This window comes from Chlorobium phaeovibrioides, from assembly GCF_003968655.1.
GTDB lineage: Bacteria > Bacteroidota > Chlorobiia > Chlorobiales > Chlorobiaceae > Chlorobium > Chlorobium phaeovibrioides.
Map to the genome: position 1 here is coordinate 1 of NZ_RXYK01000049.1, position 942 is coordinate 942.

The window sequence follows — 942 nt, forward strand, 5'->3', positions numbered from 1 at the left end:
ATCGTGTCCGTAGTCGAATCGCCTTCGCCCAGGAACTGCACGCTCGAATCGTCAAGCGTGTACGTCCAGTTGCCCGTCCCATCGATGGTCAGCGAACCATACGTGCCAACCACCGTCGCGGCCGTGAAGCCGGACTCGCCCACGTCCGGGTCCGTCGCGGTCAGTAAGCCGGAAGCCGTGGCGATCACGTCCTCCTGCACCGTGCCCGTTGTCGGACCGGTGATCACTGGAGCCCCTTCCGTGCCCGTAATGGTGATCTCCATGCTGCCCGTGGCCGTGCCGCCATGCCCGTCGGATACTTCGTAGCTGGCCGTGACAACGGAACTGTCCCCGTCGGCAAGGCTGTCATAGCTGGAGGCGTCAAAGGTGTAGGAACCGTCCGCGTTCATGGTCAGGCCCGTCGGGATCGTCCCGGTCAACGCGTAGCTCAGGCTGTCGCTCGCATCCACGTCAGTGACGTTGTCGGCCACGGTGCCGCTCACGGTCGCACCTTCATTGACCCCGTTGGTCTCAACCGCGCTGACCACAGGTGCGTCGTTGGTGCCCGTAATGATGATCTCCATGCTGCCCGTGGCCGTGCCGCCATGCCCGTCAGACACTTCGTAGCTGGCCGTCACCACAGAGGTCTCGCCCTCGGCAAGACTGTCATAGCTGGATGCATCGAAGGTATAGGAGCCGTCCGCATTCATGCTCAGGCCGGTCGGAATTGCCCCGGTCAACGCGTAGCTCAGGCTGGCGCCCGCATCCACGTCTGTGACGTTGCCGGCCACGGTGCCGTTTACGCTCGCGTCCTCATCGACCGCGACGGTTTCTGTAAAATTGACCACCGGTGCGTCGTTGGTGCCGTTGATGGTGAGGCTGATGATCTGCGTGGTCCCGTCAAGAGTCTCCACGGTGATCGTGTCCGTGGTCGAATCGCCTTCGCCCAGGAACTGCACGCTC

General features: G+C 63.1%; 1 protein-coding gene. It reads right to left on the bottom strand.

What is annotated here, in order from left to right:
• On the bottom strand, positions 1 to 942 hold a 942-nt coding region (locus EKD02_RS09880), incomplete at both ends, for a VCBS domain-containing protein (RefSeq protein ID WP_185805750.1).